Source organism: Nesterenkonia sp. NBAIMH1 (assembly GCF_007922635.1).
Classification (GTDB): domain Bacteria; phylum Actinomycetota; class Actinomycetes; order Actinomycetales; family Micrococcaceae; genus Nesterenkonia; species Nesterenkonia pannonica.
The window spans coordinates 2,487,155-2,502,199 of the sequence record NZ_CP042335.1; the positions used below are offsets into that span (position 1 = coordinate 2,487,155).

A 15,045-nucleotide genomic window follows, 5' to 3' on the forward strand; every position below is an offset into this window, starting at 1 on the left:
GCGCGCAGAGAGGAGCCCGGCATGCAGGAGCAATCTGTTCGAAGACTGATCGCAGCAGGGTTCCAGGACACTGCCCGTGCCAAGAGGTTCCTGGCGGACAGCCAGCTGGAGGCCATCCCCACCGAGGATCTGGTTGAGCAGATGCGCTGCGCACCGGACCCCGATCAGGCGCTGCTGCTGCTGATCCGTCTCGCGGAACGGGCGCCGGAGGTTCTCGAGCTCTTCCGGAAAGGTCAGTCCGCAGCCCTTCCTATGCTCCGACTGCTGGGAGCGTCCCAGGCGCTCAGCGAGTTCCTCATCCGGCACCCCCAGCACGTCGATCTCCTCATCGAAGGCCCTCGCCCCTTCTCCGATGCGAGTGAGCATCGCGACCCCTCCGCCGAGGAGCTGCACGCACGATTGGCATCTGCCTGCACAGCGGAGCAGCCGGGGACCGCCCTGCGTGTGGCGTACCGCCGCGAGCTCACCCGACTCGCGCTCGAAGACCTCATCGCCGAAGACCCCGCTGAGTTCCAGCCCAGGGCTTCGCGTCAGCTCGCGGATCTGGCCGGCGCGGCAGTCGAGGTGGCCCTGCGCATTGCCCACGAAGAGCTCAGCAGACGCAGGCCGGAGGCCTCGGAGGTGGAGCTGGCCGTCATCGGCATGGGAAAATGCGGTGCTCGCGAACTGAACTACGTCTCCGACGTAGACGTCATCTTCGTGCACCGAGCGCCCGAGGGTATGGAGCACGACGTCGCCCAGACGCTCGCAGCCGACCTGGCGGCCGGCATATCGCGCATCATCGGCGCCAACTCGGGCGAGCCGGCGCTTTGGGAGGTCGACGCCAATCTCCGTCCTGAGGGCAAAGACGGCCCGCTGTCCCGAACCCTGGACTCTCACAAGGAGTATTACGCCCGCTGGGCTCACGGCTGGGAGTACCAGGCACTGCTCAAAGCGCGCCCCATCGCAGGCTCCGCCTCGCTGGGGGAGGACTACATGGACGCCATCTGGCCGCTGGTGTGGGAGGCCTCCGCCCAGACAAACTTCGTCGAGAACGTCCAAGCGATGAGGCGCCGAGTCTTCGAGAACATCTCCTCAGACCACGCGGCGCGGGAAATAAAACTCGGCCGGGGCGGGCTGCGGGACATCGAATTCACCGTCCAGCTCCTGCAGCTCGTCCATGGACGTGTCGATGCCTCCCTCAGAGTGCGGGACACAGTCTCGGCCATCGCGGCGCTGGAGACCGGGGAGTACGTTTCCAGCCATGACGCCGAGGAGATGTCTGCGGCCTATCGTCGGCTTCGCCTGTACGAGCACCGCATTCAGATGTCGAACATGCGCCGGACGCACCTGATGCCCGAGAAGGAGGCCGATCTGAGGGCCCTCGCCCATGCCGTCCGAGGCCCTCAGGAGACCCGCCGACGGGCCCCCGGCGAACTGCTCGACGAATGGAAGGCCGTTGCGCGCGAGGTGACCGGCTTCCACGAACGCATCTTCTACCGCCCGCTGCTGTCGACCACGGCCGCACTGTCTGACGAAGACGTTCGACTCTCGCCCGAGTCTGCTCAGGCCAGGCTCGCAGCCCTGGGGTACATGGATGCACCGGGCGCGGTGCGGCATATCCAGGCCCTGACGTCAGGAGTCAGCCGCAGGTCCAAGCTGCAGCGAAGGGTTCTGCCCGCCATGCTCGGGTGGCTGGCCGAGGGCGTCGACCCCGACGCGGGGCTGCTGGCCTTCCGCCGGCTCTCCGACTCATTGGGCAGCAGCCCGTGGTACATGACGATGCTGCGGGACTCCTCGGTCGCCGCTGAGCGGCTGGCCGCCATTCTTTCGGGCTCACGCTTCATCTCGGACCTTCTGGAGCACTCGCCGGAGGCCGCCCGATGGCTCGGAGACGATGAGCGGCTCGCGCCGCGCAGCTTCGAGGCGCTGTGGACCGAGGCGCAGCACTCGCTCGCTCGACACACAGAGCGCGAGGGCGGGGACCCCACTGCGGGGGTCCGACTCGTGCGTCTGATCCGCCAGCGAGAGGTTCTGCGGACCGCAATCGCTGACACCGTAGGTCTTCTCACTGCCGAGCAGGTGGGGCGTACCCTCTCCGATGCGGATCGCTTGGTCACCCTGGGCGCGCTGCGCGTTGCGGAGCAGGAGGTGTACGGCGAGTCCGGTCAGCAGATCGACTTCCTCGTGGTGGCCATGGGTCGCCAGGGCGGACAGGAGATCGGGTACGGGTCCGATATGGACGCTCTCTTCGTCCATCGCGCAAAGGAGGGTGTGGAGCCCTCCGGGGCTGCCGGCCAGGCGAAGAAGCTGACCCAGCGGCTGACCGCGCTTCTGTCAGCGCCGGTGAAGCCACCCGTGAGGGGAGAGAGCCCGCTCCAGATCGATGCCGATCTCAGGCCCGAGGGTAAGCAGGGCCCACTGTCACGGTCCCTTGACTCCTATGCTGAGTACTACCGCCGCTGGATCGCGGTGTGGGAGCGTCAGGCTCTACTCAGGGCGCGTCCTATTGCCGGATGCTCTCAGCTGGCCGCTGATTTCGTCCGTGTCGCGGATGAGGTGCGCTACGGCACGGCGCCCACTGAGTCGGAGATCAGAGAGATCCGCCGGATCAAGGCCCGCGTGGAGGCAGAACGGCTGCCTCGGGGCGCGGACCCCAATCGTCACGTCAAATTGGGCAGGGGCGGCCTCTCAGACGTCGAATGGCTGGTCCAGCTGATGCAGCTCCAGCACGCTCACGAGCTTCCCCGGCTGCGCACATCATCCACGCTCCAGGGCTTGGACGCCCTCGTCGACGACCAGCTGCTCAGCCCGATCGACGCCAACACGTTGGCCGAAGCGTGGAAGCTGTGCACCCGGGTCCGTTCCGGGAACAAGGTGTGGGGTCTGCGAACGATCGACGTGCTGCCCAGTGCCCGGCGCGACCTTGAAGCGGTCTCGCGCTGGTGCGGGTTCGGGCCGGGACGCGCAGCCGACTTTGAGGAGCACTACCTGCGCAGCACTCGCCGAGCTCGAGCAGTCTTCGAGCGGCTCTTCTACGCGACCGAGTAGGCCGGCGTCTCAGGCTGGTCCGGCGCGGGCTCAGAGGGAGCGAGCAGGTCGAGAGTGCGGTGCTGGGCGTCCTCCTCCGGGGCAAGGTTGACGAGCATCAGCTCGTCCGCCTCAACGCGGTCGCCGAATGCGTCCAACCACGCCACGACGTCATCCCGAGTGCCTGCTGCGGTCTCCTTGAGCATGCCCAGGACCTGCTGGCCCGCCGGATGGTCGCGCAGCGCCTCGACATCCTGCGCCGTCAGCTCACGGTTCCTGCCCAGCATGGCCTTGATCCACCCGTTCTGCGCGGCTCGCAGCTGATCTGCGGCCTCCTGCTCCGTATCGGCTGCGATGACATTGGCAGCGGCCATGAAGTGCGGCTCGGCGCCCGGGCCTGCGAGCGAGTGTGCGGCATCGAAGTTCTGCCGGTACGTCTGCGCTGCCTGGTCCAGCATCTGGGGTGCGAAATGCGAGGCGAATGCGTACGGAAGGCCGAGCTGCGCCGCCAGCTGGGCGCCGTACAGCGATGAGCCGAGGATCCACAGCGGCACATCGGTCCGCCAGCCCGGGTAGGCATTGACGCCCTTCACCCGGGACCTTCCGGTGAGATATCCGGAGAGCTCCACCACGTCGGAGCTGAACCGGTCGGATTCGGTGCCGTCACGGCGCAGCGCGTGCATGGTGGCTCCGTCGGTGCCCGGGGCTCGTCCCAGCCCAAGGTCGATGCGGTCTGGGTAGAGCTCAGCGAGTGTGCCGAACTGCTCTGCGATGACCAGGGGCGAGTGGTTGGGGAGCATAATTCCTCCCGCACCGACGCGAACGCTTCGAGTGTTCGCCGCGATGTGCTGAATCAGCAGGGAGGTGGCCGATGAGGCTACGTGAGGCATGTTGTGGTGCTCCGCGAACCATATGCGCGTGTATCCGCGGCTGTCTGCTGTCTGGGCCAGGCGCAGAGATCGGGCGATGCCCTCGCCGATCGTTTCCTCGTCAGTGACTTTGGCGAGGTCGAGCAGCGAGAGCGGGCGTTGTGCTGAAGTCATATGGAGGCCAACAGGATGGAGCCCGATGCCATTCCGCCCCGAGTGGGCCGAGCGCCTGTCAGTTCAGTGCCGGTTCGGCCGCGGCCGTCCGTGGGGCCGTCAGATCGCCGAGTCCTCGGGTTCGGTACCGCGCCAGTGTTCGGTCCCATACGTTTGCGGCTGCGACCATCGTCAGAGCGGACCCCAGCATGTGCACCCAGACGAGCTGAACGGGAAGTCCCGTGAAATGCTGCCAGTAGCCGACCGCTCCCTGGAGCACGATGACGGTGAGAAGGAACCAGGCGGCGCGTCGCTGAGCGGAGGAGGCGTCTGCCCGTATGGTGCGCACGAGAAGCAGCGCGGCAGCCGCGCACAGAATATACACCGGCACCACATGCAGCTGGGTGACGAGCTGCGGGTCGAAGTCGTGGCGGGGGGAGCCGGGGTCGCCCGCGTGAGGCCCTGTGCCCGTGACGATGGTGCCCAGCACGACGGCCGCCCACGCCGCCCCCAGGATGGTCCAGGCGGTCGCCCGCGCGATTCGGTCGGCGGCACCGTAGGCAAGGGGCACATCTGCGCGCCCGCCTGAGCGGAGCTCAAGCCGCACCCGGCTGAGGATCCAGGTGGCGACCATGACCAGGCCTGCCGAGACGATGAAGTGCAGCGCCACGACCCAGGGGTTGAGGTTGGTCCAGACGGTGATGCCGCCGATGATGGCCTGGATCGGTATGCCTGCCACGATGATCGCCGACATCACAGTCAGCGGCCTGTGCGTGCGGCGCAGCCTGATGACGGAGAGCAGCATGGCGGCGGCGATGATCACCAGCACGTAGGTGAGCAGCCTATTGCCGAATTCGATCGCCCCGTGGATTCCCATCTCCGGAGTGGACACGAGGGAGTCTTCGGTGCACAGGGGCCACTCAGGGCAGCCCAGCCCGGAGTCGGTGAGCCTCACCGCGCCGCCCGTGAGGATGATGCCGATGTTGGCGATCAGGGACGCCCACGCAAACCACAGGGTCCATCGGGTGATCTCCTGGGGAAGCCAGCGCACTAGGGGCGAGAGCGTCGCTGCGATGCGTCTCCGCATCGTGCGGAAGGGCAGGGTCAGGGTCTCCACGGTGAATCACCTATCTCCACTGGAACCAGCGTCGGGCGGCCAGCACGGCAAGGATAGCCCAGCCGGCCAGGATCAGAAGCGGGATGACGGCAAGCTCGCCGCTGATGCTCGCCGCGCGCAGCAGCTCGCCGAGCGAGGCAGAGGGGATGAGAAGCATGGCCGCGCCCAGGCCGTCATGGCTGAGCGGAAATACGCTTCCGCCGGCAGCGCCCATCACAACCCACGCAACGTTCGTCAGCGCGAGAGTTGCTTCCGCGCGCACCGTTCCCGCGATCAGCAGTCCCAGCGCCGTGAACGCCGCGGCCCCCACCACCACGGCAGGCAGCATCCAAAGAACTCCGACCGGATCGGGGCTCCAGCCGAGCACGATGCCGGCGGTGCCCAGTACGATCAGCTGCACCGCAATCACGGCGAGGACCGCGACGGCTTTGCCGAGGATGAGCCCAGTGGGCCCCAGCGGCGTGGTCGACATGTATGCCAGCACGCCGTACTGGCGTTCGAACCCTGCGGCGATTCCCTGCCCGGTGAAGCCCGTCGCCATGACGGCAAGGGCGATGACCCCTGGGGTGAGCACGTCGATCGAAGGGATCGAGTCGCCGGCCACGAGATCGAGACGATGAACGCCGATGAGGACCATGAGAGGTAGAAGCAGACTGACAAGCAGCTGCTCGCCGTTGCGGAGCACATTGCGCGTCTCGTACAGCCCCTGCGCCAAGACCCGAACGGGCGCCGAGGCCGGGGCGGGAGCACTCGACTCATGGGGCGGCTCGACGGTCATGGGGTGCTCACCTCCCAGAACACGTCCTCCAGAGTGCGTGCTTCGAAGCTGATCTCTGTGGGCATGAGCGCGATCTGCTCCCACCAAGCGGTCACGGCCGCCAGTTCGCTCGGGGACGAGATGCCGTAGACAGCCCACTTTGCGCCCGCTTTGTTGGAGGCGTCGCCGTCGAGCGCGGCCGGAAATGGTGCGCGCGCTAACTCTGAGGAGGTCAGGATCCGAGGCGAGGCGAACACCAGTTTGCGGGCGGGGGAGCCGCTGGAGAGCTCCTCGCGCTGCTCCACCGGGGGAAGATTGCGCCTCTCGGGCGGATCGTCATCGCGGGTCAGTTCGGCGACGGTGCCATGGCGGACCACGGCGCCGTCCTTGAGGATGAAGACAGAGTCCGCCAGGCGCTGTGCCTCTTCGAGCAGGTGGGTGGTCAGCACAATCCCCACACCGCGAGCGCGCAGATGCTCAATGAGGTCGAAGACCAGGTGGCGAGACTGAGGGTCGAGCCCCGCCGAAGGCTCATCCAGGAACACGACCTCGGGCTGGCCGATCAGCGCGGCCGCCATAGCTGTGCGCTGCCGCTGTCCGCCGGAGAGCCGACGGATGCTTCGGTCCAGGAACCCGCCGAGATCGAGCCGGCGGGTCAGATCCTCCAGCGGCCAGGCGGAGCGATGCAGCTTCGCGACATGCGTCAGAAGAGTCCGCGGCTTCACGGACTGCGGCAGCCCTCCGTCCTGAAGCATCACCCCGACGCGGGAGCGCAGCTGCGCGCTTGCCCGATAGGGATCCTCGCCCAGAAGTCTCACGGTGCCCGCCGAAGGCCGCACCAGCCCCTGAGCTATGCCCATCGTCGTGGTCTTCCCGGCCCCATTGGGCCCGATGATGACCGTCACCTCGCCCCGCCGCGCCGCCAGGTCGACGCCCGAGAGGATCTCCTTGACGCCCGAGCCCGCGCGCGCAGAGCCGACGGCATAGCGTACGTCGCTCAGAGCGAGGCAGGGCGCGGAGACGGCAGAAGGCATCGCCATATTCTACGACTTCCCCTCGCTTTTCTACATGTCGTAGAACACGCATGGCCAGGTTCACATTTTGGACGGCTCTCCAATGGGGTGTGGCGGCCGGGTGCTCCGTGTTAGCTTCAACACTATGCAGACGCATCGTGGACTACAGCTACTGCTTCTTCGCCGCAGCGGGTAGCGAAGGTGCAGCGCCGAGAGCGCACACTGATGGCCGAGTCCCTGCTGCGGAGTACGGCATGACCTTGGCCGACCGTCCAAGCCGCACCGAAGCGAGAAGGAACCCCCATGCGCCAGCTGCAGAAGCCCTCCCAGATGCCCTATCAGCGATATGAGCCTTTCCACGATCAGATCACGGTCTCGCTCCCCGATCGGACCTGGCCCGACAAAATCATCACCCAAGCCCCTCGGTGGTGCGCTGTGGACCTTCGTGACGGCAATCAGGCACTGATCGACCCTATGAGCCCCGACCGGAAGCATCGCATGTTCGATCTGCTGGTCTCCATGGGCTACAAGGAGATCGAAGTAGGGTTCCCCGCCGCCTCTCAGACCGACTTCGACTTCGTCCGTCAGCTCGTCGAGCAGGACAAGATCCCCGACGACGTATACATCCAGGTGCTGACCCAGGCCCGCGAGCACCTCATCGAGCGGACGTTCGAGGCAATCGACGGGGCGCCCCAGGCCATCGTGCACCTGTACAACTCCACATCGATCGTGCAGAGGGAAGTGGTCTTCAAGAAGGACCGTGCCGGCATCGTCGACATCGCCGCGCAGGGAGCGCGACTCTGCCGGAAGTTCGAAGAGAACCTCACCCACGATACCGAGATCAGGTACCAGTACAGTCCCGAGTCATTCACCGGCACCGAGCTCGACTTCGCTGCGCACATCTCGAACGAAGTTCTCGGCATCCTCGGAGCCACCCCGGACAAGCCGGTCATCGTGAACCTGCCCGCCACCGTCGAGATGGCCACCCCCAACGTGTACGCCGACTCCATCGAGTGGATGCACCGGAACCTCACCCCGCGTGACTCCGTCATTCTGTCGCTGCACCCCCACAACGATCGCGGCACCGCAGTCGCCGCCGCTGAGCTGGGCTACATGGCGGGCGCGGACCGCATCGAAGGATGCCTCTTCGGCAACGGGGAGCGGACCGGCAACGTGGACCTCGTCACGCTCGGAATGAACCTGTTCAGCCAAGGCGTGGACCCGCAGATCGACTTCGCCCAGATGGACGAGATCAAGCGCACCGCCGAATACTGCAACCAGATGCGAGTCCCGGAGCGTTCACCGTGGGCGGGAGACCTCGTCTTCACGGCTTTCTCAGGCTCGCACCAGGATGCGATCAACAAGGGATTCGCTCATATGGATGCCCGTGCTGAGGCCGAGGGCAAGGACCGAAGCGCGCTCACCTGGGCCGTGCCGTACCTTCCCATCGACCCCAAGGACATCGGCCGAAGCTACGAGGCCGTCATTCGGGTCAACTCTCAGTCGGGCAAGGGCGGCGTCGCATACGTCCTGAAGACCGAGCGGGGCATCGATCTTCCGCGCCGCACCCAGGTCGAATTCTCCGGCGTGATCCAGAAACGGGCGGACACGGGCGGGGGAGAGGTCTCACCCGCCGAGATCTGGCGAATGTTCCAGGACGAATACCTGCCTGCAGGAGCGGAGGGCAACCAGTGGGGGCGCTACCGCCTTGGAACTGTCCGGACCTCCTCGAACGCAGGCGGGGACTTCAGCATGGACGTCGAGCTGATCGTCGACGGGTCTGCGCGCTCTGAGCAGGCGCAGGGCAACGGACCCATCTCGGCCCTGCTTCACGTCCTCCAGCGCGACGGCATCGATGTGAGGCTTCTCGACTATACGGAGCACGCAATGAGCGCCTCAGGGGACGCTCAGGCAGCCAGCTTCGTGGAGCTCGCCGTGGGAGACCGCGTCCTGTGGGGCGTCGGGCTGGACCATGACACCACCCTGGCCAGCCTCCAGGCAGTCATCAGCGGTGTGAACAGAGCGATGCGCGAATAGCCGCGCCGGTGCCAGGCGTACGCTGGAGCGGTGGCAGGAAGCACCTTCTCATCGCGCAGCTACCGGGACGTGGCCCTGGTGCTGCGCACCCACAAGCTGGGGGAGGCGGACCGCATCATCACGTGTCTGACCGCCTCCCACGGACTGGTGCGCGGAGTAGCAAAGGGTGTTCGACGCACGACGTCCAAATTCGGCGCCACCCTGGAGCCGTTCATGGTGGCCGATGTTCAGTTCATCCACGGACGAAGCCTGGACATCATCTCTCAGGCGCAGGGCCGCTTCGCCTACGGTCCGCTGATCGCTGCTGACTTCGACGCCTATACAGCGGCCTCAGCTATGGCTGAGGCCGCTGAGCGTCTGGCCGAGCATGAGACCGAAGCGCGGCGTCAGCAGTTCGAGCTGCTGCACGGGGCATACGGTGCGCTGTCCCGCGGAGACCACCCCGCTGATCTCATTATGAGCTCCTACCTGCTCCGGGCACTCTCGAGCGCAGGGTGGCGCGTGACATGGTCCGCCTGCGTGGCCTGCGGCCGACCGGGTGCCCACAGCGGCTTCCACGCGCCCACAGGCGGCCCGGTGTGCGCAGACTGCAGGCCTCCGGGCACCCGGAGCCTCAGTGCGGGAGCTCCCCAGCTGCTCGAGGCGCTGCAGCAGGGGCGGTGGGAGGAGGTCGGGCAGTCTCCGCTGGCTCTGAGGCACGAAGCGGTGGGCACCGTCGTCGACTATGCCCAGCATCATCTGGAACGTCGCTTCGCCAGCTTGAGGGCACTCGTGTGACCAGCCTGGCAGAATGATCGCCGATGGCATCGAAGCATAAGTACGAAGACCCGTGGCCGCACCCGGACGGCGCGACTGCCCCGCAGCTGCCGGCTGCGCTGGTGCCGAGGCACGTCGCAGTCGTCATGGACGGCAACGGCCGCTGGGCCAACCAGCGAGGCCTTCCGCGCACCGAAGGCCACCGTGCCGGTGAGCATGCGCTGATGGAAGTGATGGCTGGCGCTGTCGAATCCGGTGTCAGCCACGTCAGCGTGTACGGGTTCTCCACCGAGAACTGGAAGCGTTCCCCGAATGAGATCCGATTCATCATGGGCTACTCCAAAGAGGTGCTGCGTCGTCAGCGCGACGTGCTGCACGCCTGGGGCGTTCGCATCCGTTGGTCCGGGCGTCGTCCGAAGCTCTGGCGGTCCGTCATCCGGGAGCTTGAAGCTGCCGAGGAGCTGACCCAGGACAACACGCGAGCCACCCTGACCATGTGTGTGAACTACGGCGGGCGCGCCGAGATTGCCGACGCAGTGCAGAGGATCGCTCAGAAGGCAGCGACTGGGGAGCTGGACCCCAGGAGGGTCCGAGAGTCAACGGTGGCTGCGCATCTCGACGAACCCGACATGCCCGACGTGGACCTGTTTCTGCGGTCCTCGGGGGAGCAGCGCATCAGCAATTTCCTTCTGTGGCAGTCTGCCTATGCAGAAATGGTGTTCCTGGACACCCTGTGGCCGGATGTGGACCGCACCACGCTGTGGGAGGCCATGAAAATATATGCCCGGCGCGACCGGCGCTACGGCGGTGCCGTCGACAGCGTGGCTGGCTGAAGGCTCAGCTGCGCTGCGCCGGTGCGTATGCCTTCAGCCACCGGTGCACCTGGTCGAAGGCCTGCGTGCGCACCGGCTCAGCGGATGCGAACACATCGTGCATCGCACCCGGCACGCGCGCTACGGTCACCAGATGTCCCAGCCGCACCGCGCGGCGAGCCAGAAGCTCGACGTCGAGCACGCCGTCGTTCTCCTGGTACTCCGGTGTCCACTGCCTGCGATAGACGGTGCCGGCGGACAGAAGGACCAGCACGGGAATGCTGAGGTCCAGCCCCTCGTAGACCCGCCGGTGGCCCGTCGTGACAGCACGCATCCAGCCGGCCGTCATCGGGAAGGACTTCCGGGGACGCCACGCAGGGTGGAGGTCCCACTCGCCGTGAGCCTCGACGCTCAGCGACTCCCAATAGTTCTCCAAGCGCGGCACGCGAAGCGCCGCCGTGGGATTGATGTGGCTCAGGGGAGACACGAGCCCGTCAACAGCTGCTCGTGCCGGCAGGTCGCCGGGGACCTCCAGCCATGGAGCGTTGAGCACCAGCGCCCCCGCCGCGTCAGGGTGCTCCTGGGCCCACAGTGCCGCGACCAGCCCTCCGGTCGAGTGTGCATGGATGATGGGAGCAGGTGCCTGCGGATTCTCCTGACCGATGATTCTGACGGCTTCATTGATTTCGGCGTAGTAGTGGGTGAGGTCCTCTACGTAGCCCGGCGATTGGGAGGCTCGGAGGCTGCGGCCGTACTTGCGCAGGTCCAGGGCGTAGAACTGGTGTCCCGCATGAGCCCAGGAGCGCGCCATGGGGAGGTTGTAGAAATAGTCGGTCCATCCATGCAGGTGCAGCACAGGCGCCCGGTGCTGGGTCTCAGGGCGATCGGGGCGAGGCTCATCCATGCGCACCAGCGTTGCGCTGAGGGGCCCCTCGTTGTCGGCGCCCAGGGGGATTGTGCGCCTGACGCAGCCCGCAAGCACATCCGAGACCCACGCACCCTCCGGTCCTTCCTCGAGCAGCTCTGCCCGATCAGTCTCAAAAGCGCGGCCTGTTCTGTGCTGGGCGGGGACGGGGTAGAGGGCAGGGGCATCGGCGGAGACCTCAGATGACATGCCGATCAGGCTAAGAGATTTCTCTGAGGAGATGCTGAACTGACGTGCGGATAGGATCGGGGCCATGGCAGCCCCGGTCTACCGATTCGTCTTCCGCACGGTGCTCTCTCGGCTTGACCCCGAGAACGCCCACCGATTGGCGGTGCTGGGGCTCAGCGCGGTCTGCCGTGCGGGCGCCGATCGCGCCCTCGAGCATCTCACTCGCCCCGATACGCGGCTGCGGACGGAGGCGATGGGGCTCGAGTTCCCCTCTCCCTTCGGCCTCGCCGCCGGCTTCGACAAAGGCGGGCGAACGGTGCTCCCTCTTGCCGCACTCGGGTTTGGGCACATCGAAGTCGGCACGGTCACCGGCCAGGCCCAGCCCGGAAACCCTCGTCCCCGAATGTTTCGGCTCGTGCGGGACCGCGCCCTGATCAATCGGATGGGCTTCAACAACGACGGTGCTGAAGCTGTTCGTGCGCGCCTCGAGGCCACGCGGCACCGCCTCGCGAAGCTGCGCCGTCGCGGCAGGCACGTCCCCGCAGTAGGGGTCAACCTCGGCAAGACCAAAGCGGTTCCGCTGGACTCGGCCCTCGATGACTATGTCGATTCCGCGCGGCTGCTGGCACCTGTCGCCGACTACCTCGTCGTCAATGTTTCCTCACCCAACACGCCAGGACTCAGACAGCTTCAGAGCATCGATGCCCTGAGGCCGCTGCTGGAGGCTGTTCGCCGCACGGCGGACTCGGTGACTGAGAAGCATGTGCCGCTTCTCGTCAAGATCGCGCCCGACTTGGCTGACGAAGATATCGATGCGGTGGCAGATCTCATCGGCGAGCTGTCGCTGGACGGTGTCATCGCGACCAACACCAGTGTCTCCAGGAAGGGGCTCGTCACCCCCGCCTCCGAGGTGCAGGCGATGGGAGCGGGTGGTCTCTCCGGGCCCGTCCTGGCAGAACGAAGCCTCGAGGTCCTGGCGCGCCTCCGGAGGCGACTTCCCGCCTCAGCGACCATCATCTCGGTCGGGGGCGCAGTCAGCGGTCCGGATGTGGATCAACGGCTCCGGAGCGGAGCTGACCTCGTGCAGGGCTACACCGGCTTCGTCTATGAAGGTCCGCTGTGGGTGCGTCGCATCAACAGGCATCTGAAGAGCCTTGCCGTAGACTGAGCGCGTGCTGTTCAGCAAGAGAAAATCACAGAACGAAGTCCTCGAGGAAGAGGCGCGTGCCCACGCCGACGCCGGCGATGCTGCCGCGGCGGCCCAGGCGCGAGCAAACAAGTTCCCTGAGAAGAAGGGCGGTCCCACGCCGAGGCGCAGGGACCAGGTCGCGGCCAGGAGACAGCCGCTGGTTCAGGCGGACCGCAAGGCCGCTCGCAAGGCCCAGCGCCAAGCCTTGGCCGACGAGCGCGCCAAGACCCGGCGCGCCATGGAGACCGGGGATGAGCGCCACATGCCGGTCCGGGACCGGGGTCCCCAGAAGCGATTCGTCCGCGAGTTCATCGATGCCCGCTACGGGATCGGGGAGTGGCTGCTCATCCTCATGGTGGTCTTCCTCTTCGTCTCCCTACTTCTCGGCGATCAGGTCATGGCCAGCCTGGGCCTCGCCCTCTACGGCCTGATCCTTGCGGTCATCGTGGAGTCCTTCTGGGTGGCACGACGGGCTAAGCGGCTGGCTGCCGCGAAGTTCGGCCCAGAGAATGTGGAGAAGGGGCTGGGCTTCTACGCCGCGATGCGAAGCATGCAGCTCCGCAGGCTGCGGCTTCCGAAGCCTATGAATGGCCGCGGCGAATATCCGGCCTGATCGATTCGCCGCTGGCGGGAATGCCGCGAGGCAGGGTCGCGTTGCTAGAGTGAACAAGACGGCCCCATCTGACTGAAGACCAGACGTGTACGTCCGTCGGGAAGGTAGAAGAACCATGAGCACTCCCACACAGGATGCCGCCGAAGCCACTGAGCTGCGCGGCGCAGAAGTCGACGGCCACAAGACTCACCAGGTTGAGCTGTCTGAGACCGCGAGCGAGAAGGTGTCTTCGCTCCTGCAGCAGGAGGGCCGAAGCGACCTTCGGCTGCGCGTGGCCGTCCAGCCCGGAGGATGCAGCGGACTCATCTACCAGCTGTACTTCGACGAGCGAGTGCTTGACGGAGATGCCCTGCGTGCATTCGACGGCGTCGAGGTAGTAGTCGACAAAATGAGCGTGCCTTATCTCGAAGGCGCAAAGATTGACTTTGAGGACTCCATCTCAAAGCAGGGCTTCACCATCGACAACCCCAACGCCGGCGGATCATGCGCCTGTGGAGACTCCTTCCACTGAGGCGGCCGGCGTAACTTCTACGTCATGTAGAACCTCGTGAAGGTCCGCATGCCCCAGGGCATGCGGACCTTCTGTATGCGGTCGGGTCTGAAGCAGTGTCAGAGCAAGCGCGCTTCTACATGACGTAGTAGTCTGGACCCCAGCGTTTACACCCAAGGTTCAGCGCGCGGGTCACTCGCTCGCTTGCATAAAAGGAAAGGGCCGTCTTTGAGTTCGCACACACGAACCGGCAGCCGAGGAATGAATAGCCTCAAGGGCGCCGCACTAGCCGGAGCAGCCCTTCTGGCGCTCACCGCCTGCGATGAAGATCCGCCGGCCAGCAGGGGCTGGCTCCCGGGCGAACGGGACACGACGTCAAACACTGCGCTGCTGACGGACCTCTGGGTCAACTCGTGGATCGCCGCCCTCCTCGTAGGAATCCTCACTTGGGGCCTCATGCTGTGGGTCATAGTTGCCTATCGCCGCCGCAAGGGCGATGTCGGCTACCCCAGGCAGCTCGCGTACAACGTCCCTCTGGAGATCATGTACACCGTGCTTCCGCTTGTGATGGTCGCCGTGTTCTTCTACTACACGGACCAGGCGCAGCGCGAAGTGGATGAGCCCTACGCCGAGCCAGAGGTTCAGGTGAACGTCGTGGGCAAGCAGTGGGCCTGGGACTTCAACTACACCTACACCTCTGAGGCCGGCGAGGAGTATGTGGTCCACTACGCGGGTGTGCAGGGCGATCTCACCTATGAGGACGGCTCCCCCCGCGAAGAGGTGGTCGACACCCTTCCCACGCTGTACCTTCCTGTGGACCAGTCCGTCGAGTTCGAACTGACCTCACGCGACGTCATCCATTCCTTCTGGGTTCCCGCCTTCCTTCAGAAGCGCGACATGGTCCCAGGCCGCACCAACTACATGTACCTGACTCCGCAGGAGACGGGGACTTTCCACGGCAAGTGCGCAGAGCTCTGCGGGGAGTATCACTCGAATATGCTCTTCAACGTGGAAGTGGTCGAAGAGGACGAGTTCGTTGAGCACCTGGAGACCCTCGAAGAGGGCCACCTCGACGACACGTACGACCGCAACCCCAACCTGCACGATCAGGCCACCATCACCGGAGGGGATGACTGA

Annotated in this window: 13 protein-coding genes; 8 read left to right on the forward strand and 5 right to left on the reverse strand. The window is 65.9% G+C overall.

The window, feature by feature from the left end:
- The first annotated feature begins 21 nt into the window (after positions 1-21).
- Positions 22-3,030: a bifunctional [glutamine synthetase] adenylyltransferase/[glutamine synthetase]-adenylyl-L-tyrosine phosphorylase gene (locus FS388_RS11975; protein WP_146341616.1), complete on the forward strand. Its 3,009-nt coding sequence runs from the start codon at positions 22-24 to the stop codon at positions 3,028-3,030.
- Here the strand turns inward: FS388_RS11975 and FS388_RS11980 are convergent.
- The 4 genes from FS388_RS11980 to FS388_RS11995 are packed head-to-tail and all read right to left on the reverse strand — an operon-like array spanning position 3,015 to position 6,939.
- The gene (locus FS388_RS11980; protein ID WP_146341617.1) at positions 3,015-4,052 is read right to left on the reverse strand and encodes an LLM class flavin-dependent oxidoreductase; all 1,038 of its coding nucleotides are present in this window, start codon (positions 4,050-4,052) and stop codon (positions 3,015-3,017) included. The genes FS388_RS11975 and FS388_RS11980 overlap by 16 nt on opposite strands.
- Before the next feature lie 58 nt (positions 4,053-4,110).
- Complete coding sequence (locus FS388_RS11985) at positions 4,111-5,148, reverse strand: heme A synthase (protein WP_246836214.1); 1,038 nt, start codon at positions 5,146-5,148, stop codon at positions 4,111-4,113.
- Between the two features lie 10 nt (positions 5,149-5,158).
- Positions 5,159-5,926, reverse strand: a complete 768-nt coding sequence (locus FS388_RS11990) for an ABC transporter permease (protein WP_146341618.1) — start codon at positions 5,924-5,926, stop codon at positions 5,159-5,161.
- Complete coding sequence (locus tag FS388_RS11995; protein WP_146341619.1) at positions 5,923-6,939, reverse strand: ABC transporter ATP-binding protein; 1,017 nt, start codon at positions 6,937-6,939, stop codon at positions 5,923-5,925. Before FS388_RS11995 ends, FS388_RS11990 begins: the two co-directional genes overlap by 4 nt.
- Positions 6,940-7,221: 282 nt before the next feature.
- On the opposite strand from FS388_RS11995, the gene leuA reads away from it, so the two are divergent.
- The 3 genes from leuA to FS388_RS12010 are packed head-to-tail and all read left to right on the forward strand — an operon-like array spanning position 7,222 to position 10,544.
- Positions 7,222-8,955 (forward strand): 2-isopropylmalate synthase, encoded by a 1,734-nt coding sequence (leuA, locus tag FS388_RS12000; RefSeq protein ID WP_146341620.1) that lies wholly within the window; start codon positions 7,222-7,224, stop codon positions 8,953-8,955.
- Between the two features lie 30 nt (positions 8,956-8,985).
- A complete protein-coding gene (gene recO / locus FS388_RS12005) occupies positions 8,986-9,732 on the forward strand; it encodes a DNA repair protein RecO (RefSeq protein WP_146341621.1) in 747 nt (248 codons plus the stop codon).
- Between the two features lie 23 nt (positions 9,733-9,755).
- The gene (locus tag FS388_RS12010; protein ID WP_146341622.1) at positions 9,756-10,544 is read left to right on the forward strand and encodes an isoprenyl transferase; all 789 of its coding nucleotides are present in this window, start codon (positions 9,756-9,758) and stop codon (positions 10,542-10,544) included.
- Between the two features lie 4 nt (positions 10,545-10,548).
- Here the strand turns inward: FS388_RS12010 and FS388_RS12015 are convergent, their stop codons facing one another.
- Entirely contained in the window at positions 10,549-11,637 is a 1,089-nt protein-coding gene (locus FS388_RS12015; RefSeq protein ID WP_168198708.1) for an alpha/beta hydrolase, read from the reverse strand.
- A gap of 64 nt (positions 11,638-11,701) precedes the next feature.
- Between FS388_RS12015 and FS388_RS12020 the strand changes: the two genes are divergently transcribed.
- The 4 genes from FS388_RS12020 (at position 11,702) to coxB (ending at position 15,045) form a co-directional block, all read left to right on the forward strand.
- Positions 11,702-12,784: a quinone-dependent dihydroorotate dehydrogenase gene (locus FS388_RS12020; RefSeq protein WP_146341624.1), complete on the forward strand. Its 1,083-nt coding sequence runs from the start codon at positions 11,702-11,704 to the stop codon at positions 12,782-12,784.
- A 4-nt stretch (positions 12,785-12,788) separates the two neighbouring features.
- A complete protein-coding gene (locus FS388_RS12025; RefSeq protein ID WP_246836215.1) occupies positions 12,789-13,418 on the forward strand; it encodes a DUF3043 domain-containing protein in 630 nt (209 codons plus the stop codon).
- Between the two features lie 115 nt (positions 13,419-13,533).
- Entirely contained in the window at positions 13,534-13,929 is a 396-nt protein-coding gene (locus FS388_RS12030) for an iron-sulfur cluster assembly accessory protein (protein ID WP_146341625.1), read from the forward strand.
- A 240-nt stretch (positions 13,930-14,169) separates the two neighbouring features.
- Positions 14,170-15,045, forward strand: a complete 876-nt coding sequence (gene coxB, locus FS388_RS12035) for a cytochrome c oxidase subunit II (RefSeq protein WP_210410197.1) — start codon at positions 14,170-14,172, stop codon at positions 15,043-15,045.